This window comes from Hyphomicrobium sp. NDB2Meth4, assembly GCF_900117445.1.
In the GTDB taxonomy this organism is placed as follows: Bacteria; Pseudomonadota; Alphaproteobacteria; order Rhizobiales; family Hyphomicrobiaceae; genus Hyphomicrobium_A.
Window position 1 is genome coordinate 60,462 of the sequence record NZ_FPEJ01000003.1, and the last position, 19,930, is coordinate 80,391.

At 63.3% G+C, this 19,930-nt stretch carries 16 protein-coding genes; 6 read left to right on the plus strand and 10 right to left on the minus strand.

The window, feature by feature from the left end:
- Position 1: 1 nt before the first annotated feature.
- Entirely contained in the window at positions 2-400 is a 399-nt protein-coding gene (gene clpS, locus NDB2M4_RS06395) for an ATP-dependent Clp protease adapter ClpS (protein WP_072372110.1), read from the minus strand.
- Positions 401-683: 283 nt separating this feature from the next.
- A complete protein-coding gene (locus NDB2M4_RS06400) occupies positions 684-1,013 on the minus strand; it encodes a phasin family protein (protein ID WP_072372112.1) in 330 nt (109 codons plus the stop codon).
- Positions 1,014-1,386: 373 nt separating this feature from the next.
- On the opposite strand from NDB2M4_RS06400, the gene NDB2M4_RS06405 reads away from it, so the two are divergent.
- Complete coding sequence (locus NDB2M4_RS06405; RefSeq protein WP_072372115.1) at positions 1,387-2,925, plus strand: serine hydrolase; 1,539 nt, start codon at positions 1,387-1,389, stop codon at positions 2,923-2,925.
- Between the two features lie 19 nt (positions 2,926-2,944).
- On the opposite strand, the gene NDB2M4_RS06410 is transcribed toward NDB2M4_RS06405, so the two are convergent.
- From NDB2M4_RS06410 to putA, 3 genes are all read right to left on the minus strand, one after another.
- Positions 2,945-3,607 (minus strand): DnaJ domain-containing protein, encoded by a 663-nt coding sequence (locus NDB2M4_RS06410; protein WP_244536074.1) that lies wholly within the window; start codon positions 3,605-3,607, stop codon positions 2,945-2,947.
- A 50-nt stretch (positions 3,608-3,657) separates the two neighbouring features.
- Positions 3,658-4,461, minus strand: a complete 804-nt coding sequence (locus tag NDB2M4_RS06415; protein ID WP_348533033.1) for a vWA domain-containing protein — start codon at positions 4,459-4,461, stop codon at positions 3,658-3,660.
- Between the two features lie 70 nt (positions 4,462-4,531).
- Positions 4,532-7,771: a bifunctional proline dehydrogenase/L-glutamate gamma-semialdehyde dehydrogenase PutA gene (gene putA / locus NDB2M4_RS06420; RefSeq protein ID WP_244536076.1), complete on the minus strand. Its 3,240-nt coding sequence runs from the start codon at positions 7,769-7,771 to the stop codon at positions 4,532-4,534.
- Between the two features lie 112 nt (positions 7,772-7,883).
- Between putA and panC the strand changes: the two genes are divergently transcribed.
- Entirely contained in the window at positions 7,884-8,822 is a 939-nt protein-coding gene (gene panC, locus NDB2M4_RS06425) for a pantoate--beta-alanine ligase (protein WP_072372119.1), read from the plus strand.
- Here the strand turns inward: panC and NDB2M4_RS06430 are convergent.
- Both NDB2M4_RS06430 and NDB2M4_RS06435 read right to left on the minus strand, forming a co-directional pair.
- Positions 8,819-9,754 carry a DMT family transporter gene (locus NDB2M4_RS06430; RefSeq protein ID WP_083555954.1) on the minus strand — a complete coding sequence of 312 codons (936 nt, stop codon included), beginning with the start codon at positions 9,752-9,754 and terminating at the stop codon, positions 8,819-8,821. The two genes, panC and NDB2M4_RS06430, sit on opposite strands and share 4 nt — an antisense overlap.
- Positions 9,755-9,936: 182 nt before the next feature.
- Complete coding sequence (locus NDB2M4_RS06435; protein ID WP_072372121.1) at positions 9,937-10,566, minus strand: hypothetical protein; 630 nt, start codon at positions 10,564-10,566, stop codon at positions 9,937-9,939.
- Positions 10,567-10,941: 375 nt separating this feature from the next.
- On the opposite strand from NDB2M4_RS06435, the gene parE reads away from it, so the two are divergent.
- Complete coding sequence (gene parE, locus NDB2M4_RS06440) at positions 10,942-12,912, plus strand: DNA topoisomerase IV subunit B (RefSeq protein ID WP_244536099.1); 1,971 nt, start codon at positions 10,942-10,944, stop codon at positions 12,910-12,912.
- A gap of 191 nt (positions 12,913-13,103) precedes the next feature.
- Positions 13,104-13,844 carry an outer membrane protein gene (locus NDB2M4_RS06445; RefSeq protein WP_072372125.1) on the plus strand — a complete coding sequence of 247 codons (741 nt, stop codon included), beginning with the start codon at positions 13,104-13,106 and terminating at the stop codon, positions 13,842-13,844.
- A gap of 80 nt (positions 13,845-13,924) precedes the next feature.
- Here the strand turns inward: NDB2M4_RS06445 and NDB2M4_RS06450 are convergent, their stop codons facing one another.
- Positions 13,925-14,644 carry a DJ-1/PfpI family protein gene (locus NDB2M4_RS06450; RefSeq protein ID WP_072372128.1) on the minus strand — a complete coding sequence of 240 codons (720 nt, stop codon included), beginning with the start codon at positions 14,642-14,644 and terminating at the stop codon, positions 13,925-13,927.
- Between the two features lie 446 nt (positions 14,645-15,090).
- On the opposite strand from NDB2M4_RS06450, the gene NDB2M4_RS06455 reads away from it, so the two are divergent.
- Both NDB2M4_RS06455 and NDB2M4_RS06460 read left to right on the plus strand, forming a co-directional pair.
- Positions 15,091-16,761 (plus strand): L,D-transpeptidase family protein, encoded by a 1,671-nt coding sequence (locus tag NDB2M4_RS06455; RefSeq protein ID WP_072372131.1) that lies wholly within the window; start codon positions 15,091-15,093, stop codon positions 16,759-16,761.
- Between the two features lie 198 nt (positions 16,762-16,959).
- A complete protein-coding gene (locus NDB2M4_RS06460; RefSeq protein WP_072372134.1) occupies positions 16,960-17,457 on the plus strand; it encodes a cyclic nucleotide-binding domain-containing protein in 498 nt (165 codons plus the stop codon).
- Between the two features lie 48 nt (positions 17,458-17,505).
- Here the strand turns inward: NDB2M4_RS06460 and NDB2M4_RS06465 are convergent, their stop codons facing one another.
- A complete protein-coding gene (locus NDB2M4_RS06465; protein WP_072372137.1) occupies positions 17,506-18,282 on the minus strand; it encodes a metallophosphoesterase family protein in 777 nt (258 codons plus the stop codon).
- Between the two features lie 36 nt (positions 18,283-18,318).
- On the minus strand, positions 18,319-19,710 hold the full coding sequence (locus tag NDB2M4_RS06470) for a fatty acid desaturase family protein (RefSeq protein ID WP_072373254.1): 1,392 nt from the start codon (positions 19,708-19,710) through the stop codon (positions 18,319-18,321).
- Positions 19,711-19,930 lie beyond the last annotated feature (220 nt).

Below are 19,930 nucleotides of genomic sequence, written 5' to 3' on the forward strand. Positions count from 1 at the left end.
CCTACTCTTTCTCCATGGTGCACTGCAGAGGATGACCGTTCTGTCGTGAAAAATCCATGACTTGCGTGACTTTGGTTTCTGCCACCTCGTAAGGATAGACGCCGCACACGCCGACGCCTTTGTGATGTACGTGAAGCATAATGCGCGTTGCCTCATCACGTCCCTTGGAGAAATACTTCTCCAGCACGAGAACGACGAATTCCATTGGAGTGTAGTCGTCGTTCAACAGCAGCACTTTATAAAGGCTCGGCTTCTTGGTTTTGGGCCGAGTCTTCGTCGCAATGCCGGTTCGTCCATCCTCCGAGCCGCCGTCCTTGTTCGGAGGCTCGCGACCCGGTGGATCGTTCTTAGCGCCGGTCCATTGAAGGCCCCGGAGCCCCAGCGTCAGCGTGTTCGCCATTCCTGCCAGCGTCCGTCTTGGGACCGTGCGTGTTGCACCGGCCCATCTTTCCCAACTGCGCGCCTCAGCGCTTCTCGAACACTCACGATACGCAACGGCACGCGTGGCTGCAAATGACGTCCCCTTGGCCTCCAGAGCCCCAGCATTGGCGGGTCTACGGCTCGGTAAACGCCCGACTCCATCGTCCCAGATTACATATGATGGGGAGGCAACCGGACACAAAAAAGGCCCGGCATGCGCCGAGCCCTTGTTGTCGATGCCGCACATCGTAGAAGAAGCCGGCTCAGCCGCCGTTCTGCAGGATCTTCTCGACGGGCTTGTAGGCCTCTTTCGCCATGCTCGCGTACATGCCGCCGATCTTGGAGACCTGCTGCATATAGTCGTCATAGGCGCGCTTTGCGTAGCTGGTCTGGATCTCGACCGCCTGCTCGACGGACTTCGACGACATGAGCTTTTCCAGCGTCGACGTGCCTTCCTCGAACGAGCGCTTGGTGTAGTCGCTCATCTCGGCGGCAATCGCCTGCCAGCTCTTATTCCACTCGCCGAGTATCTTCATGGCGCTGTCGACGTTGGTCTGACCGAGCTTCTGAATGTCTTCCATATTCTTAATCATGCTGCCATCCGTGTCCTAGAGATACTCACGAAACGTGCGCAGTGCCCCCGACCCGATAAGGGCCTCACCTGAGCTTCATTTTTATCCGCGGTGCACAATAATTCAAGGCGTTTTTTGCACCGCAATATGTTCCAGCTGATTTTAGTCGGATTAACCGGACCGAAGTCGCATTCGCGTATGGTTGCCGTGGGACAGGATCATTGCCGCATCGTCGGGCCGGGCACCTTGCGCCGTAAAGAGGCCCCAAAACGATGCTCCCTTTGAAGCACCGTCCAGCACAGGGCACGATAATTGGGGGTCAATGTAACCCCCTATCCGAGCGTCATTTTTCTGGATCCAAGCTGCCTAGCGCAGACGGTGAAATGGTCGGGTGATGTTTTTCGCGTCGAAGTATTGCAATCCCCTTAGGCTGTGGCTTGCGCCGCTAGCACTTTTGCTAACGCTGCTGTTGCCACTGCATCAGACGGCTCAGGCCGCCACGCCTCGGTCGGCATCTCTGGTTGTCGATGCCAACACCGGAGCCGTGCTGCAGAGCAAGGGCGCCGACGACCCCGTTTATCCGGCCTCTCTCACCAAGATGATGACGCTCTACATGACCTTCGAGCTCATCGAGATGGGGCGCCTCAACTATTCCTCCAAGATCAAAATGACCGAGGAGGGCGCCGACGCGGCCCCTTCCAAGCTGGACCTGAAGCCCGGCGAGGAACTGACTGTCCTCGATGCCATCAAGGCCCTCGTCACCAAATCCGCAAACGACGTCGCCATCGCACTTGGCCAGCACATTGCCGGCAGCGAGGCAAATTTCGCCCGCCTGATGACCAAGAGGGCGCGCGAACTCGGAATGAGCAAAACCACATTCCGTAACGCTTCAGGCCTTCCCAACCCGGACCAAGTCACCACCGCCCGAGATATGGTGACCCTGGGCCTGCGCCTGCAGGACGATTTTCCGCGGCACTACCGGCTGTTCGCGACGCGCGAGTTCACGTTCCGCGGCAAGACCTATCGCAACCACAACGGTCTCCTCGCGCGCTATCGCGGTACCGACGGCATCAAGACCGGCTACACCCGCGCTTCGGGCTTCAATCTCGTCTCCTCCGTCAGACGCGACGGCAAGCACGTCGTCGCCGCAGTGTTCGGCGGCAAGACCGCTCGCATCCGCAATGCGCGTATGCAATCGCTGATTACCGCGGCGCTTCCCAAGGCCTCGACCACCGTTACGCGCAAGCCCTCTCTCGTCGCCCGCGCCACGCCAAAGCCCGTGCCGGCGCGCCAGCCAGTACGCGTGGCCGCGGCCACCCCGCGCGCAGAACTGCCCCCGCCAGCGCCGCGCCCCGCGCCGCCACGCGCATCGCAATCGACAGAGCAGTCGCGCGAAGCAACCATAGCGGTCGCCAAAGTCCGCTCGGTCCGCATCGACGAGCCGCGGGCCGACCTGGCCCCCGATGCGGCCACAGCACAGCTCGCCGTCGCCTCTTCCGCCGACGCCGACATGCCGCGTCAGCCGGTTCGCGCCAGCGCAGATTTTGGTTTCCCCCGTTTCGTGCCTGAGACCGGCGCGCTGCGTCCCTCGACCCTCGCCGACCAAGCCGCACACCTTGAGCGCGTCCAGGACCCAGCTCCCGCACCTGCCGCGCGTCAGGCCCCCGCACCATCCGTGCAAAGCTCCGCGCGTGGCGGCTTCGAAATTCAAATCGGCGCTTACGGCGACTCCGCCGAGGCCGAAAAGCGCATATCCGCCGCTCGTCAGCGTGCCGGTGGCATGTTGGATGGCTATCGTGCGGTTGCCATTCCCGTGCAGGGAGGCAAGCTTTATCGTGCCCGCTTCCAGGGCTTCACGTCGACCGCCGCCAACGACACCTGCACGCGCCTTCGCGGCATGCGCATCGACTGCTTCGTTACCCGCCCCCAGTAAGCGCAAACAGCTGTCAGCGTCACCCGCGCAACGCCGCGAGCGCGACGTCTTTCGCCTCGTTGATTTTAGCCGCCAGGTAGGTCGACCCGCCGCGATCGGGATGCAGTCTCAGCATCAGCTCGCGATGCGCTCGACGTATCGCGTCCTCGTCGGCTCCTTCGGCCAGCCCGAGAATATCCAGCGCTTCTTCGCGCGTCATACGCCCGTCCGGGCCGCGGCTCATGTCCGATTCACCGCGCGCCATGTCTTCGCGCCAGCTCGGATGGATTCGGTCGAGATACGCCTCGACAAGCTGCGCGGACTGCGGATCGACATGCCTGCAGTCCTGCCACAAAAGCCCCAGATCGGTTGGACTGAGCGATGCCATGTCGCGCCCCGCAAACATGCCCTTCTTGACGCGCCCGTGCATCTCGCCGGTATCGTGGTCGAGTTCCATCTCCAGATGGTCGGTGACGATGCGCGAGCTCTGCCCCGGCGTGCGGCGCGCGTTCCCGCCACCGCCCAGCCACGGCGGGGCCGTGCGCCCCCAGATCAGCCACGAACCAAACATGCCGAGAGGAACGGCAATCGCGCCGAGCCCGCGCATGAAGAGAATTCCGGCCGCGAGCAGCGAGACAACGCCGCCCGCAAGGCGCAACCTGCGCGCCACGTTGGCGGGATTGGCCTGGCTGAATCTGCGCATCGCGAGCAGCCCCAACGCGAGCGCTACCATTCCAAGTACGAGATAAGCCATCAGGCGCCCGCGGTTCCGGGATTGAGCTGATCGAGCAGGAGCCGTGCACCGGCGCCATCGCGTTGCTTGCCCAGAGCCAGCAGCGCCTTCCGGCCACCGGCCGCGTAGGTCGCCACCGCCGTCAACAGGTCGCGCAACTGCTTGGCCGAACCGCGATCAAAACGACAGAAGGCACCTTTCGTGAGCCGCGCAATCTCACGGAAGGCACGCGCAGCGGTCTCATCGCCCCCTTCCTGAAACACGAACACCGGCACGCCGAGCAGCGACAGCTCACCCGCACGCGCACAAAGCCGATCGACATTCTCTTCCATGCTGTCACCAACGTAGACGACAGCATTGATCCGGCGCCGACCGCTCTCCTCGAGCGCATGCCCCAGCACCTTGCCGATTTGTGTCAGCCCACCCTGGCACGATACCGATCGCATGAGCCGCGCCAGCGCATCGGGATTAGAAACCCAATTCGACGCGCGGCATTCGCCCGTGCCGCGAAAATAGATGAGCTGCACATCGAGCCCGCCCACCTCTTTCACCGCCGCGAACATCTCACCCTGAAGACTGAGGGCCAGATCCCACGTCGGCGCCCGGCTCATTGTTGCGTCCATCGCGAACAACAGCCGGCCGCGATCGCCGGTAGCCGCCGGCGCCAGCGACTTCATCTTCGCGATGAAATCCGCGACTTCCGCATTGGACGAAACCTGTCCCGCCGGCACCGACGCGGAACCGCGCTGCGACACGGCTCCGCCGGTCTCGCCATTCTCGAATGAAGGCGGGACAGTTGTTCCGGTAGGCTTACGCGTGATCATGTCGAGAGCCCAGATGCCATTGCACCGACAGCATGGCGTCCAGCCGCTTCACCCGCAATATCCTGCCGATTCAACGACCGGTAACCGTCCTGCCCGCGAGCAGGTCGAGATTGCCACCTGTAGCCGTAACGTCGGTCGAGCGCACCCGTTCAGTTGCGTAGGCCAGCAACGTATGCGGGCCGCCTGCCTTTGGACCCGTCCCCGATAGCCCCTCGCCGCCAAACGGCTGGGCCCCGACGACAGCGCCGATCTGATTGCGGTTGACGTAGATGTTGCCGACGCGCGCATGCTCATAGACGTAGTCGGCGACACCCTCGATGCGACTGTGCAGGCCAAGCGTCAGCCCATAGCCGCTGGCGTTGATCGCCGCGATCACCTTCTCGATCCCGCCGCGCCCATAACGCACCACGTGCAGGATGGGCCCGAAGACTTCGCGATCAAGCACCGACAGGCTGTCGATCTCGTATGCGGCGGGCGTCACGTAGCTTCCCGCCCGGCATCCCTCGGGCAGCAGCAAATCGACGAGCTGGCGCCCGTCGCGCTGCATGCGGATCTTGTGCCCCTCCAGATCGTCCTGCGCTTCCTCGTCGATCACAGGACCGATGTCGGTCGAATAGTCGAACGGATCACCGACATCCAACGCTTCGATGGCGCCGACCAGCATGTCGATGGTCTCGTCAGCCATATCCTCCTGCAGGAACAGGACGCGTGCTGCCGAGCACCGCTGCCCCGCACTGTTGAACGCCGAGCGCACCGCATCGCGCACGACCTGCTCGGGCAGCGCCGTTGAATCGGCAATCATCGCGTTGATGCCGCCCGTCTCCGCGATGAAAGGCACGATAGCGTTGCGCCGTTCAGCCAGCGCTTTCTGAATCGCCCACGCTGTTTCGTTCGAGCCGGTGAAGGCGATGCCCTTGACGCGCGCGTCCTTGACCAGCGCCGCCCCAAGCCGGCCGCTGCCCGGCAGCAGATGCAGTGCGTCGACGGGAACGCCAGCTTCATGCAGCAGCTTCGTCGCCATGAAAGCGGTGATCGGCGTCTGTTCGGCCGGTTTCGCCAGCACGGCATTGCCCGCAGCCAGGGCCGCCGAAACCTGCCCGACAAAAATAGCCAGCGGAAAGTTCCACGGCGAGATGCACGCGAACACGCCGCGGCCGTGCAGCGCCAGCGTATTTCGCTCTCCCGTCGGTCCCGGCAGGACGACAGGCCCGGCGAACAGCCGCCGCGCCTGCACGGCGTAATAACGCAGGAAGTCGATCGCCTCGCGCACGTCGCCCTGCGCGTCCTCCAGCGTCTTGCCGGCCTCGCGCATGATCACGGCCATCAAGCGTGCCTTGTCGCGCTCGAAAAGATCCGCAGCGCCGGCCAAAATGTCCGCACGCTTGGCACCACCGAGCTTATCCCAGGAGGCAGCGCCCGCCGTTGCCCGGCTCACCGCCGTATCCGCCTGCTCCGGCGTCGTCACTTGCACCGTGCCGATGCGCTCGCGCCGGTCGTGCGGGCACGTGACGAGGCTCTCGCCCTCGCCGCTGACGAATTCCTTTCCACCGATGATCGGGCCGACCGCGTACGCATCATCGAGTGCATCGCCCATCTCAGCGAACAGAGCCGTACGCACCGGCGTCTGACTGAGCGCCAGCCCGCTCGCCGCCATCCGCTCCGGCATGTAGATTTCGCGAGGGCGCACCAGCGCGCGTTCATCACCCTTGGCGCGCTCCGCCTCCGCCATTTCCACCGGGTCGCGCACGAGCTCGTCAATCGGCGCCTCTCCGTCCGCGATACGATTGACGAATGAAGTGTTCGCTCCATTCTCGAGCAGGCGCCGCACCAGGTACGCCAGCAGTTCCTCGTGACCGCCCACGGGCGCATAGATGCGGCACGGCCGCTTCAGCATCCCGTTCTCGCCAACAACTCCATCGTAGATGGCCTCACCCATGCCGTGCAGGCGCTGGAACTCAAACTTCGTTTGCGCGCCCGCAACGTGCGCAGCAGCGATCGAGTAGGCATTGTGTGTCGCGAACTGTGGATAGAACGCCTTGCGATCGCTCAGCAGTAGCCGCATGCAAGCGAGATAAGAGACGTCCGTGTGCACCTTGCGCGTGAACACCGGATAGTCGGAGAGCGCACGCTCCTGCGCCCACTTGATCTCGCTATCCCAGTACGCCCCTTTGACAAGCCGCACGGGTATGCGTTTACCCGTCTGTTCGCCCAGCCGCCGCAACCAGCGCAGCGTCGGAATCGCGCGCTTGCTGTAGGCCTGTACGGCGATGCCGAGCCCGTTCCAATGCTCCAGCGCCGGGCTCGTCATCATCCGCGCCAGCATATCCAGCGTAATATCGAGCCGGTCCTGCTCTTCCGCATCGATCGTCAGCGTAAGGCCGCGCGCCCGTGCGCTACGTGCAAGCGTGAACAGCCGCGGCGCCAGCTCGCCCGCGATGCGATCTTCCTTGCCCGGTTCAAAGCGCGGATGCAGCGCCGACAGCTTCACCGATATGCCAGGACGAGCATGCAGCGCATCGGCGTGCAGAATGCCGAACGGCCCAGCCGCCTGCCCCACAGCGTCGATGGCTGCTAGATAGCTATCGAAATAGCGCTCGGCATCTTTCTCCGAACGCGCCCCCTCGCCAAGCATGTCATACGAGAAGAGATACCCCTTCTCCATGTACGGCTGCGCGCGCGAGACTGCCTCGCGGATCGTACGCCCCAACACGAATTGATCGCCCAGCAGTTTCACTGCCTGGCGCACGGCCTGCCGGATCACAGGCTCGCCCGAGCGGGCGACAAGCCGCTTCAGCGCATCGAACGGATTGGCCCCCTGAGCCTCCCGCAGTTTGACGATGCGTCCCGTCAGCATCAGCGCCCAGGTCGAGGCGTTGACGAACATGCTGTCCGACTGACCGAGATGCTTCTCCCACTGCCCGCCGGAAAGCTTCTCGGCGATCAGCGCATCCGCCGTCTCGCTGTCCGGCACGCGCAGCAGCGATTCCGCGAGGCACATCAGTATGACGCCTTCCTCGCTCGACAGCCCGTATTCGCGCATGAATGCGTCGACGCCCGCATGCTTGCCGCGGTCGGACCGGACTCCGTGCACAAGCCGGCGGGCAAGATCGGATGTGCGGCGGCGCTCGTCTTCGGAGAAAACGGCGCGCTCGATCAGCCGGTCGAGAAGACGCTGCTCGTCGTGCAGATAATGTGAGGCAATTTCATCGCGTGGCGGCAGTTTCGCCCACTCGATCACTTCGCGCGTTGATTCGGTACTTTTCACCGCCACCATCGGATCCTCGGCATTGACGCGAGCACGATTCGACACAACCCACTCTAGCAAATAGGAGACCCGAGCGCTCTTCGGACATACAGCGGCCTTGACGCAGCCCGTCCCTCTCGCCAGAGCTTTCCGCTCCGAACCAAGCGAGGCGTGACCGGTGTCGACCCAACCCCAGATCGTGCGTGCCATCCCTGAATTGCGCGCCACAGTTGCCCTGTGGCGGCAGTCTGGCCTCAAGGTTGCCCTGGTTCCGACCATGGGCGCTCTGCACTCCGGGCACATGAGCCTCGTCCGCCGCGCCGCCGAACTGGCCGACCGCACCGTTGTCTCGATTTTCGTCAATCCGAGCCAGTTCGCCCCGCACGAGGACCTTGCCCGCTACCCCCGCGACGAGGCCGGCGACATGGCCAAGCTGGCAGCAGAAAACTGCCACCTCGTGTGGGCGCCGACCGTCGCCGACATGTATCCGGCAGGATTTGCCACCCGCATCCTCCCCGCGGGGGCAGCACAGGGTTTGGAATCCGACTTCCGGCCCCACTTCTTCGGTGGCGTCGCCACTGTATGCGCCAAGCTTTTCGGGGCGGTGACGCCGGACGTCGCTGTGTTCGGCCAGAAGGACTACCAGCAGCTTTGTGTCATCAAGCAGCTTGTGCGCGACCTCGACATGCCGCTCTCCATCGTCGGCGTCGAGACGGCGCGCGAGCCAGATGGCCTTGCCCTCTCCTCGCGCAACGTCTACCTCTCACCCGCAGAGCGGCAGGTTGCACCAGCCCTCAACCGCATTATCAGCGAGGTCGCCGAGGCCGCACAGCGCGCCATCGCTGGCGGCTCGGCCGCGGGCAAGGCACCGCGCCCCGCGCCGCTGTTCCGCGATCCCGCCGCCCCACCGGACGAACTCGAACTGCCGGAACTGACAAAGATTTGCGGCGCCGCAAAGCAGCAACTGCTCGATGCCGGATTTGCCAAGGTCGACTATGTCGCCGTTCGCGAAGCCGACACATTGCGGCTTGTCACCGAACCTGGGCCACGGCCCTTGCGCGTGCTCGCTGCTGCCACGCTCGGCACCACGCGGCTCATCGACAACGTCCCTGGCTAACCCCTGCGCCGCGCCGCCAGCACGATTCCCGCGCCAATCAGTACGATTCCCACTGCATGGTAGGCCTGTGGCTGCTCACCCAGCAGCAGAATGGCCAGCACCGTGCCGAACACCGGCGTCAGATAGATCGACAGCCCGGCCGTGTTTGCCCCCAGCAGCTCCACGCATCGATTGAACGCGAAATAGCCGATCGCCGAGGCGAACACCCCCACATAGAGAATGGCGAGCACCGACTGCATGCTGAGCGGCATCGCCTGGCCATGCCATGTTTCGGCGGCATAGAACGGCAGCAGCAGCCCCGCCCCGACTACAAAGCTCGCGAACAGGAAACTCAGCGGATGCACGCTCGGCCGCAGCCGCAGCAGCGCTGTGTAGAGCGCATAAACCGCGCACGCCGTCAGCATCCAGACATCACCGGCGTTGAACTGAAACTCGCTCAGCACATGCCAGTCGCCATGCGTGATCAGCGTCAACGCGCCGATCAGCGACAATACGATGCCCAAAGCCTGCGCCCCGGTGATCGTATCGCGAAAAACCAGATAGCTCGCCAGCACCACCAGCACTGGGGCCGACACCTGCAGCATCACGATGTTGAGCGCCGTCGTTGTATGCGCGGCGACGTACAATGCTGAATTGAAGAACGAGATGCCCAGCGCCGCCAGCAGCACCATCATTGGCCAATGGCGCAGCATGGTGCGCATGTCTTGCCGCACGTGCGGCATCGCAAACGGCGCCACCACGAGTGCGGCAAGCGCCCAGCGCCAGAACGCAAGACCGATCGGCGGCACGCTACTGACGACCGCGCGCGCAACGATCGCGTTACCGGCCCACACGAGGCCCGGCACCAGCATCAGAAAGCGCGCATCGCGCCACCAGACATATTGCGTCTTGCCCGGGCCGGGTTCCGGCTCGGGCGCTCGCTTCGAATCCATGGGCTAATGACACGTTTGCAGCCACGTCGCGCCCCCGTGCCGAACGGCACGAGTTCACGGCCAACTATATAGGCGCGCACGCCAGCACAAGCGACTTCGAACGAACCAGGAAAAAGGTACGGCCCCGGGGAGGTTCTGCCACCACCGGAGCCGCACGCGTATCGTTCGCAAGAATGGAGCGCTTAGTCTTTCCCGAGGAACGGATCGGGCTGCGCATCGTGGAACGGCACGGCATCAACGCCCGACGCCAGCGTCACCATATGCATACGCAGATCGTCCGCGCCCTTGCCGCGCAGAATCTCCAGTGCCTTGACCTCGCGCTCCTTGTCATCCGTGCGCACCCACAGCACCAGGCCGCCGTGCTTCAGATGCTTGTCGATCTGGTCGGCATGGCGCTTCTCCATGCGGCGCGCCGCATAAAGCCCGAGCGCACCGACAGCGCAGCCGCCGGCAAGCGCCGCACCGGCAGTTGCCACGACAGCAGCTCCACCAAGGGCTGCCAGAGCCGCAGCGCCAGCGCCGCCGATGTAGACGGGAATGCCCGCAAGCGCCGCCAGACCTTCCGCGCGCGCATCGCTGGAAACGAATGTTGCCCGCGGCGTATCGGGACTGTCGGCAAGCTCTTTGGCGTCGGGAATTTTGCCACCGAACTTCGCCGCGATGGCCTCTTCGCTCGCCAGCACGCTCAGATCATCACGCGTGAAGCCAGAGGTCAGCAGTTCGTCGACCGCTCCCTGCAGCGCCTTTGCCGAACCAAATACGGCAGAAGCTTCCCGTGTCGTATCCTCGGTCGAGCAGTCACCCGTCGCCATTATCCCATGCTCCTCAATTTATGTTTGCCCCACCTGAATTCGGCAGGCTGAAACGCCGAACGCGCTGAGCAACGATCACCCAAGAACCCCTAAAATTGCTTTCGTCTGCTCGTAAAAATTGTCGAGGCCGGACAATACCCGGTCATCCAATGGCCAATTTCCGGTTACCGACTGCCCCGCGTGACCGGAATACCACGCGCTGAGGCGCAGGCTTGCCAAGCCCGGCCGCGCCGTGCGAGGTCTCCACCACGACCAACCAGGGATTCGCCGCTCTCGGCCCCAGTCCCCGCGTTCCGTGCTCGCGGCACGTTCGATCGACGGGATAGACGCATGGCCGGAGTCGTCCGCGACCTCTTCGCAACGATCGATAGCTTCATGACTGACAAGACGGCTCGCGCCCGCCGCACGACTGATGCCTCCGAGGCCTACACCGCCGCAGACATCGAGGTCCTCGAAGGCCTCGAGCCTGTCCGGCGCCGCCCAGGCATGTACATCGGCGGCACCGACGAGAAAGCGCTGCATCACCTCTTCGCCGAAGTCATCGATAACTCGATGGACGAGGCCGTGGCCGGCCACGCCACCTGGATCGACGTTGAGCTGGACGCCGAGGGCTTCGTCTCCGTCACCGACAATGGCCGCGGAATGCCCGTCGATCCGCATCCCAAATTCAAGAACAAGAGCGCGCTCGAAGTCATCATGTGCACGCTGCACGCGGGCGGCAAATTCGACGGCAAGGCGTACAACACCTCGGGCGGTCTGCACGGCGTCGGCGTATCCGTCGTCAACGCGCTGTCGGACGTTTGCGAGGTCGAGGTCGCACGCAGTCAGCAGCTCTATCGCATGACCTTCTCGCGCGGCGCTCCGCAAGGAAAGCTCGAGAAGCTCGGCCCGGTCATGAACCGTCGCGGCACCAAGGTGCGCTTCCACCCGGACGACAAGATCTTCGGCAAGGGCGCGCACTTCAGACCGGCACGCCTGTTCAAGATGGCGCGCTCGAAGGCATACCTGTTCGGCGGCGTGAAGATCCGCTGGAAGTGCGATCCCTCGCTCATCAACGACGAAACGCCCCCTGAGGCGGAGTTCCATTTCCCCGGCGGTCTCAAGGATTATCTCGCATCCGAAATTGCCGGACAGACGCTCGTTACCAAGGACCTCTTCGCTGGCAACGTCGAACGCGAAGGTAAGCACGGCTCCGTCGAATGGGCCGTCGCCTGGGTTGCCGACGCCGACGGCTTCTCGCGCTCATACTGCAATACCATCCCCACCGGCGAAGGCGGCACGCACGAGAACGGCCTGCGCTCGGCGCTATCGAAGGGGCTGCGCGAATTCGGCGAGCGCGTCGGCAACCGCAAGGCAGCACAGATCACCGCCGACGACGTGATGGGCACCGCCGCGTCGATGCTGTCGGTCTTCATCCGCGAGCCCGAGTTCCAGGGCCAGACCAAAGACAAGCTGGCCACGCAGGAAGCAACGCGTATCGTCGAATCGACGGTGAAGGACGCCTTCGATCATTGGCTGACCGAAAGCCCGCAGCAGGCGACGCGCCTGCTCGAATGGTCCATCGATCAGGCTGAAGAGCGCTTGAAGCGCAGGCGCGAGAAGGAGGTCGGCCGTCAGTCGGCCACGCGCAAGCTGCGCCTTCCGGGCAAGCTCGCCGACTGCTCCATTCAATCGGCCTCCGGCACAGAAATCTTCATCGTCGAGGGTGACTCGGCCGGCGGCTCGGCTAAGAGTGCGCGCCAGCGCGAGACGCAGGCAATTCTTCCCCTACGCGGCAAAATCCTCAACGTTGCCAACGCCTCATCGGCGAAACTGTCGCAAAACCAGCTTCTCGCCGACTTGATCCTCGCCCTCGGTGTCGGCACTGGCGCCAAATACAAGGACGACGACCTGCGCTACGAGCGCGTCATCGTCATGACCGACGCCGATGTTGACGGCGCACACATCGCTTCCCTGCTCATCACGTTCTTCTATCAGGAGATGCCGGAGCTGATCGAAAACGGCCATCTCTTCCTGGCCGTGCCGCCGCTCTACAAGCTGACCCACGGCGCCAAGTCCGTCTACGCGCGCGACGAAAAGCACCGCGCGGAGTTGCTCGCCAAGGAATTCAAGCCGAACGCGAAAGTCGAGGTCTCCCGATTCAAAGGCCTCGGCGAGATGAATGCTGCGCAGCTCAAAGAGACGACCATGGACCCGGCCAAGCGCACACTGCTCAAGGTCGAGATCGGCGACGGTGACCGCTCGATGATCGGCGAGGCCGTCAATGCGCTGATGGGATCCAAGCCCGAAGCCCGCTTCCGCTTCATCCAGGACCGCGCCGCCTTCGCCCACGACCTCGATATTTGAGGCTTTTCAAAAGCCTACGCTTGCTACCTGTGGCGGATACGCAAAAAGCCCCGCACGCCCTGCGTGTGCCCCAGTAAGCACACCTAGCGCGCGAGTGTACTCCAGCGCACACTCAACCGTTGCGCCATGCTCGCCTGCCGTTAAAACCTACAGCTATTGGTTTGTATGTAGCGTTTTAGTGGGGTCGCGTTATGCGTTTGCGTCTTGCGTTGGCGGCAGGATTTGCCGCTTGCTTTGTTGCCGGTGCGAATGCTGGCGACAATTACAACTGGAGCGGCCTCTACGTTGGCGCTCACGGTGGCTATGCGTGGGGCGACGCCAGCACTACGGACGACATCAAGGATTGGTGCGTACCTGGCGACACCGCCTGCATCAACAAGTACGTCGGACCCTTCAATTTCGATCTGGATGGCGCGTTCGGCGGCGGTACCATCGGCTTCAACTTCCAGCATAGTGGCATCGTTCTTGGTCCGGAGGCTGAAATCGGCTATCTCGACCTCACGGGCTCGCGCCGCACCGACAGTTCCAATCCCACTAAATACCAGACGCTGGAGGTCGACGGCGGCTTCTATGCCGTCCTGGGTGGCCGCCTCGGCGTGGCCTTCGATAATACCCTAATTTATGGCAAGGGCGGCTGGGTGTGGTGGGACACTGATGCCACGCAGACAACGACCACCCCGGGCTTCACAACCCACGGAACGGGCGCCTACTCAGGCTGGGCCTACGGCGGTGGCATCGAACATGCTCTCGGCGGCGGCTGGAGTGTCAAGGCGGAATATCTCCACTTCGATGTCGATACCGAAGGAGGAGATCAGACCCGAGACGCCGACGGCTACACTTTCAATAACTGGACGGAACTTGATGCCGACACTGTTAAAGTCGGCGTCAACTACAAGTTCGGCTCGCGCGATGAGCCGGTGCCGCTGAAGTAGTCACTCAAGCGCGACCCTACATTGCTTGACCGGGGATGGGCGATCGCGCTCGTCCCCGGTTTGCGTTATGAGACGACGCGTCAGCGCGAAATTCCCAGCTGCTGCGCGATCCTGCGCGCTGTGACCTCGCGCCGCTCGGTGATCCCACGAAATCCCGCCCGTGCTTCCTCGACGATGTGCGGCGGCGCGCTCTCCGGCGTTCCGCTGTCGAACGGCGGATCGGGCGCATATTGCATGGAGAGCTGAATGCCCTTGGCGCTGTCCTCTCCGCACGCCAGAGCGGCCAGTTGCAGCGCGCCGTCTATGCCGGCCGTCACGCCCGCGGTGCTCACGAGCGCCCCATCGACCACCACACGTGCCGGGATCGCAGTAGCGCCAAACAGCGGCAATAGATGGTGCGCGGCCCAATGCGTCGTCGCGCGTTTGCCCTGCAGCAGCCCAGCCGCGCCGCAGATCAACGCCCCGGTACAGACCGAAAGCACATAGCGCGCGCCCGCCGCTTGCCGCGCAACCCAATCGAGCACCTCGGCGTCATCCATCAGCGCTTCCTGGCCGAAGCCGCCAGGAATGTGCAGCACGTCGAGTTGCGGCGCCTCGGAAAGAGCCGCGTCGGCAACGATCGTCAGCGCTTTCACGTCGCGGACGGGACCAGCCGACTTCGCATAAATGCGGCACGTCGCACCCGGCAAGCGGGATAGCACCTCGAACGGTCCAGTAAGGTCCAGCTGATCCAGCTCGTCGAAGGCGAGAGTGCCAACCCGCAGCGGCTGCGGGCCGCCAACCTGCTCGGACGCCGTCATGCGCTGGCACTCCCCTCAGTCGGAACGGATTGGCGCCATTGCGGCGCCCCCACTCCATCCTCGTCATCGTTCGAGACTAGCGAGTCCCATCGTCGACCCTGACGCAGCACCATCAGATACCGGTCGGCGTCTTCACATAACGCCTGCCATCCGCGCGCGCACCTTGCAGGAACACCGAAAACACAGCGCCGACGACAACCACTAGCCGCGCGAACGGCCAATCCCACGAAATCGCCCCATACCCACCCGCAAAAAGCCGCATCGACAGATACCACTGGGGCGGCTGGTGAATTGAACCGCTCGTACATAGATGTAAATTGTATAGGCAGCCGCGCGAGCCCAGGCCGCCAAACCGCATCGCCCGGCCAATGGATCCATCTGCGCTAATCGGAGTTTAGGATTTCTCCAGTTAGATCAGTGGTTAGGCCTTCCTAAGGGTTATCGATATGACACTCCTTCCGGCGTTGTCCCGCCGTCGCTCACTTATTTCGCTCGCAGCCGTCGCGATTGCCATTGCCGGCGTCGCCGGACCAGCTTCGGCGCGCAGCAATCGCGCAGACGACCAGGATGACACCCGCCAGGAAACGACCAGACGCCAGCCAGGGCAACCCATGCTCGCGGTTGTCTCGCTCGGCGACCAGCGCGTCACGATCTACGACAAGGACGGCGCCATCATGCATGGCCCGATCTCGAGCGGCGCCACGCCCAACGACACCCCGCCTGGCATCTACGCCATCCTGCAGAAGAACCGCGAGCACTATTCGAACCGCTATGACGATGCGGCGATGCCCTTCATGCAGCGCATCACATGGACGGGCATCGCTCTGCACGCCGGTGCACTGCCGGGCTATCCCGCCTCGCATGGCTGCGTTCGTTTGCGCCACGACTTCGCCAACCAGCTTTTCGACATGACCAAGCTTGGCATGCGCGTCGTCGTCTCACGCAACAACATGGTGCCGGTGCCGATTTCACACCCGAACCTGTTCAAGCCCAAGCCCTTCGGCACCAACGTCGCCGTGCTGACCCCGGCCGCGATCACCATTCCACAGCCTGCCGCCGACGGCAAAGACACCCGCTATGACGGTGGTCCCAACGATCCGCCCTACCTCCAGGCCCGCGCCACGGCATTGCAGGCGGCCTACAACGAAAAGAACGCGGAAGCGCAGGAACTGGGCAAGAAGGCCGACGCTGCAAAGGCTCTCGCCAAACAGAAGCAACGCGAAAGTGCCAAGGCGGCGCGCGACCTGAAAAACGCGGAAAACGCCTTCAAGCGCGCCACCGGGTGGCTCGAAGACGCAGAACGCACACTGTCGCGAGCCAAGTCGGACAAGGCCATTCAGCGCGCGCAGGCTCAAAAGGCTAAGGCAGAGGCGAAAGTCGCCGACACCAAGGCCAAACTCGAGAAGATGCAGGCCGATACCAAGCCCGCGCTCGAAGCTGCTCAGCAAGCCGCGGACGCCGCCAAGTTTGCCGAAGACGAGAAAAACGCCGCCGCCGAAGCCGCGCGCGATGCCGAGCGCAAGCTGTCACCGGTCTCGGTCTTCATCAGCCGCAAGACCGGCAAGCTCTACATCCGCCAAGCCTTCGATCAGATCTACGAAGGCGACGTCTTCATCCGCGACCCTGACGAGCCGATCGGCACCTACACGTACACCGCTCTCGACTACAAGCCGGGCGGGCGTGAGATGCTGTGGAACGTCGTCTCGATCGCTGGCCGCCAGCCGGGCGAGCCCGAGAAGAGCAGCGGCATGAACCAGCTTCGCCGTAATCAGGCCGCGCCTGAAATCCCCACCGACGTCGTCGGAGCAACGGCAGCTCTCGACCGCATCGAGATCCCGCAGGAGACCAGAGAGCGCATCGCCGAACTCGTGCTCCCCGGTTCATCGCTGATCATCTCCGATGAAGCCGCACACAAGGAGACGGGCAAGCACACCGACTTCATCGTGCTTCTCAGCGGCGAGCCGCAGGGCGGCATCATCCTGCGTCCCAAGCCCAAGCAGGAGTACTACGACGATTACTGGGGTGGCTGGGGCTACAATAATGACCCTGGCTACGGCTACGACCGTCGCCGCAGAAAGCGCGGTCCCTTCGGCGGTCCGGGCTTCGCCTTCTGGTAATCCGACTCCCCAAGAGTGCATGAAGAGGCCGCGGGCATTGTCCGCGGCCTCTTTGCTTTTGGGCACCTGTTGCACCATCCTGCAGCGGGCTCGCCTGCCCACCACCGCATGCAACGCGCACACGCGACGCAGATGTCAGACGAACTCAATCTGTGCCGGTGCTAAGCTTGCTGCGCGTCCATCTGAGGTGATCGCACGATGACGAATTTTCCAGCCGACCTCGCCCAAGCTTGCGCGGATCTCTCTGCCCAAACCATTCCTGCCGGATCGACGATCGTCGCTGCCGGCACGCCTGGCGGCCCGCTGCATATTCTGATTGAAGGCTCGGTGACCGTGCTGCGCGACGACGCCGAGGCCGCAACCATCGACGAGCCGGGTGCGGTGTTTGGCGAGATGGCGCTTCTGCTCGGCGCCCCGCACGCAACGACAGCGATCGCAAAACAGGACTGCCGTTTCTATGTCGTGACAGACGGCGCGGCGTTCCTGCGCTCCAACCCCGATTTGATGTTCCACGTCTGCCGCACACTGGCCCTGCGCGTGCATTTGCTTTCAGGCTATCTCGCCGACCTCAAAACCCAGTTCGCCGACCACGACAGCCACCTCGGTATGGTCCACGAAGTGCTCTGCAAGCTTTGCGAACACCCGCACCGCGAGGTTACGCTTGGCTCTGACCGCCAACCTGGTCCATTGCCCTAGACCATGATCGCTTCGGACCCAATCCGCCCGAAGCCTGAATCATCGGTCTCATGCTTTAAGCCACGCGGGCTCCTCGGTGAGATTGGGCACGGGAAACGTCAGCGGCTTATCGAGCGCCGCCGTCTGAGGTCCCATCAGCGAGAACCACAGCGCCGAGCTTTCCTCGACATCCAGCATGATGTGCGTCGGCACTTCGCCGATCTGCCGCCCCGCGTTGAAAACGAATGTGCCCCCGCGCGTGTCGATCCACGAGCCATCCGCACGAAACGGGGCATTGTGCACGTGCCCGCAGAACACGAGATCAGGTTGGTATTCATCGATCCAACGCGCCAGTTCCGCGTCGCCGAACTCGCGCATCTCATGACTGATGCGTGAGCCGATCGGCGGCGCGTGATAGACCCAGATCCAGCGTTTCTTCTGCGCATTCGCATCGCGCGCGAGCTGGGCCCCGATACGCTCCTTCGTCAAAGGCCCGTCCCACCACGGGCAGATGCTGAATAAAATCCCATCGACCGCCACCGCGTCGCCATCGGCCGGAATGCCGCTGGCACGCACTCCCTTGGCGATCCATTGCGCGATGCGTTCCCCATGCTCATCGCGCGCATCGAGATCGTGGTTGCCCGAACAGACGATCAGCCGCGTCTTCGCCGCCAGCCGGGTGAGATACTTCTCGACCACCGCGATCTGCACGCGCGGATCGACGGTTGAGAATGCATCGAGCAGGTCGCCGGCAAGGATGACGAGATCGAAGCCGGGCCCGATCCGCATCAGCCAGTCATATTGTTTGAGCGTGTAATGGATGTCGGCCGTAATGAGTATCTTCACCGCGGCCGCCCCCCGATTGCCTCGCCGCCCGCGCCATCAGTTCTTGCGCAGCGACGCCTCAACCTCGCGCGCAATACCGGCAGCATCGGCGATGTCGGCGTATTCGATCGCCGCGTTGTCGACGTAGACCGCTTCCTCTGTCTTGGGCGCGTACTTTTCGCCCAGCACGCCCATCGCCGTCGGATGGCCCAGCGCGTTCTCTGCGTCGCCGAAATACCCTTCGACGATCACGCCCTTGGCGCGGTATTCGGGTTCCTCTAGCAGCAACTCGTGCAGGCGTTTCAGCTTGTAGTGCGGCACCGACGCCATGATGTGGTGCGGCAGGTGATAGTCCATGCCGAACGGGAACACCGCATAGCGCATCATCGGGCCAACGAGAAACACACGCGTGTTCGTGTATCGCCCGCGGTCGGCATTGCCGTGCTGCACCCACTGCCGCAGGATCATGAACAATGGGAATGTCGTGAACAGCGCCAGCACCCACAGCAGCCCGAAGTACATCCACGCATCGCCCCACCCGGCAAGCTGCACGGCCGACAGCGCGCCGTACAGCAGCGCCAGATAAGTCACGCGATGAATGCCGATCATGCGCAGGGGAATGACCGGAGCGAGACGCGTGCGCGGATAGGCATCGTCCGGCAGCATCCAAAGGATGCCGACCACCACGGCCCACATCAGCGGCAGAATGATCGCCACCGCGAGCGAATACCCCATCACGCTCAGCGGCACGACCACCAGCGGCGCACCGACAGCGAACAGGATGCCGGCGCGCAGCGGGCGCACCGAACCGGGACGATCGGGATCCGCATAGGGGTTGCTCGATCCGCCACCGAGCGATGAATACTTCGCCCTGACGATCGTGTAGCGGAACAGGTTCGGCAGCCACAGCTGCTTCAACAGCGACCACAGCATCTCGACATGGGTGATCGGGAAGTCCAGCCAGTGATCGCTGTCGTGCAGCTGGCTGATGTCTGGATCGCGCAGCGGATCGTTGACGAACTGGTGATGCGCCAGATGGTGCAGCCGGTAGTGATAGGTGGTCGTGAAGATCGGGAACGCGCCAAGCCAATCGGAAGCGAGCTCGTTCAGCTTGCGATTAGCGAACAGCACATAGTGGGTGCCTTCGTGGATCGCCCCGCCGAACTGGTGCTGAGAGGCGCCGATGGCAAAGATCGCCGCTATCGTGGAGGGAACCGTCCACCACCACGAGATGTCTCCCGCGCGAGCAGATTCGATCACCCACACTGCGCCCGCAACTGACGCGGCGATCACTAGGTAGATACGCGCCAAGTGCCACCAGTTGGTGACATTGTCGCGCGCCTTCAGCGCTTTGATCTCTTCACTCGATTGCCGGCTCGACCGTGCATAATCGGGTTCGCCGTCAAGCCTACGCGCTGAAACACTTGCCGTCGCTCCATGAGCAGTCATGCGTGCGCTTCCAGGTCTTGAGTTTTCCGCGGCGCCGAATCCGTCCAACTTATGCTGGCAATCGATGAATCGCCCAGCCATTGCAAGTTGATTGCTCGGGCGACGTTGCAGCAGGGTTACGGCGGCACGTCGAATATCGGGCTTTTCGGCGACTGGAGCCGAGATCGCCCCATAAGTAAACCGATGTTTACGACACCCGTCCTGCCCCTGCGGACACTTC

What these genes read in the sequence shown, in the direction of transcription:
- clpS (WP_072372110.1), bottom strand. Translation starts at nt 400, where the DNA reads ATGGCGAACACGCTGACGCTGGGGCTCCGGGGCCTTCAATGGACCGGC.
- NDB2M4_RS06400 (WP_072372112.1), bottom strand. Translation starts at nt 1,013, where the DNA reads ATGATTAAGAATATGGAAGACATTCAGAAGCTCGGTCAGACCAACGTC.
- NDB2M4_RS06430 (WP_083555954.1), bottom strand. Translation starts at nt 9,754, where the DNA reads ATGGATTCGAAGCGAGCGCCCGAGCCGGAACCCGGCCCGGGCAAGACG.
- NDB2M4_RS06460 (WP_072372134.1), top strand. Translation starts at nt 16,960, where the DNA reads ATGACGAATTTTCCAGCCGACCTCGCCCAAGCTTGCGCGGATCTCTCT.
- NDB2M4_RS06450 (WP_072372128.1), bottom strand. Translation starts at nt 14,644, where the DNA reads ATGACGGCGTCCGAGCAGGTTGGCGGCCCGCAGCCGCTGCGGGTTGGC.
- NDB2M4_RS06455 (WP_072372131.1), top strand. Translation starts at nt 15,091, where the DNA reads ATGACACTCCTTCCGGCGTTGTCCCGCCGTCGCTCACTTATTTCGCTC.
- NDB2M4_RS06405 (WP_072372115.1), top strand. Translation starts at nt 1,387, where the DNA reads ATGTTTTTCGCGTCGAAGTATTGCAATCCCCTTAGGCTGTGGCTTGCG.
- parE (WP_244536099.1), top strand. Translation starts at nt 10,942, where the DNA reads ATGACTGACAAGACGGCTCGCGCCCGCCGCACGACTGATGCCTCCGAG.
- NDB2M4_RS06435 (WP_072372121.1), bottom strand. Translation starts at nt 10,566, where the DNA reads ATGGCGACGGGTGACTGCTCGACCGAGGATACGACACGGGAAGCTTCT.
- NDB2M4_RS06415 (WP_348533033.1), bottom strand. Translation starts at nt 4,461, where the DNA reads ATGATCACGCGTAAGCCTACCGGAACAACTGTCCCGCCTTCATTCGAG.
- NDB2M4_RS06445 (WP_072372125.1), top strand. Translation starts at nt 13,104, where the DNA reads ATGCGTTTGCGTCTTGCGTTGGCGGCAGGATTTGCCGCTTGCTTTGTT.
- NDB2M4_RS06470 (WP_072373254.1), bottom strand. Translation starts at nt 19,710, where the DNA reads ATGACTGCTCATGGAGCGACGGCAAGTGTTTCAGCGCGTAGGCTTGAC.
- NDB2M4_RS06410 (WP_244536074.1), bottom strand. Translation starts at nt 3,607, where the DNA reads ATGCGCAGATTCAGCCAGGCCAATCCCGCCAACGTGGCGCGCAGGTTG.